The following is a 1101-nucleotide window of genomic DNA, read 5'->3' on the forward strand; positions in this document are numbered from 1 at the left end:
AGCGCCAGCACCTCGTACTCGCGCGGGGTGACCCCCTGGGCGCGCAGCCCGGCCGGGATCAGCTCGCGGCCCCTGCGGCGCTGGGCGACGTTCGCTCCCGCCTGCCGGAGCAGCGCCCGGCAGGCGCCCGCCACCGGTGGGACGTCGAGCGCGTGGAAGTACTCCTCGGCGGCCCGCAGCCAGGCCACCGGCTCTCCCCAGCCGTCCGCGAGCGCGGCCTCGGCGACCAGGCGCAGCCCCAGGTGGTGCCCGGTCGGGAAGCGCCCGGGGTCGCGCCGGACCCGGGCGACCGCCTCGGCGGCCTCGGCGGCCCGGCCCTCCCGGCCCAGCAGCACCGCCTCGGCGAGGTCCAGGAACTGCCGGTTCCACGCGAGTTCGGCGCCCGGCGAGGCGGCCACGGCGGCGTGCTCGGCCCAGCCCGCGGTGCCCGCCAGGACGGCCAGCAGCGGGCGCAGACCGTACCGCCCGGCGAGGAAGTAGACGTTCGGGTGCTCGGCCTCCCAGGCCGCGGCGGCCGCGAACTCGGCGTCGGCCGTCGCGCGGTCCTCCTCCAGCAGCGCGCACATGGCCCGGCACAGGCCGAGCATCACCGGGGTCAGCAGCGACCCCTCGCCACCGGCCTGCCGGAACGCGCGCAGGACGGATTCCATCGTGCGCCGCCGGCCGTGGTGGGCCGCCAGGGTCGCCGAGGTCAGCAGCAGGTAGCGGTGGGTCGCGTGGTTGCGCATCCGGCCGGCGGCGTTCAGGCAGCGGGCGATGATCTCCTCGGCCGTCGCCGGGTCGCCCGAGAGGACCGCGTGCATCGCCAGGAACCCCTCGGTGCGCTGGCTCAGCACGATCGAGCCGAGGTCCTCGGCCGCCGCCTTCGCCTGCTCCAGCCGGCGCGCCTCGCCGGTGCGCATGAACGCGTTGCCGCCCAGCCGGATCAGCGCCTCGAACCGCCAGCCCGGCAGCCCGTGCACCTCGGCGACGGCGAGCATCCGCTCCAGGCACCCGTCGGCGACGTCGAAGCCGCGCGTGCGGGCCAGCATCGCGAGCACCTGCCAGGCCTGGCAGGCGAGCACCGGCAGCCCCGCCCGCTCGGCCATGTCGGCCGCCTCC

1 pseudogene is annotated in these 1101 nt (G+C 77.7%); it reads right to left on the minus strand.

The window, feature by feature from the left end:
- Positions 1 to 1101 (minus strand): annotated as a pseudogene (locus AB0O00_RS39095) (LuxR family transcriptional regulator); the annotation flags it as partial.

The organism is Kitasatospora sp. NPDC093558 (genome assembly GCF_040683475.1).
Classification (GTDB): Bacteria; Actinomycetota; Actinomycetes; order Streptomycetales; family Streptomycetaceae; genus Kitasatospora.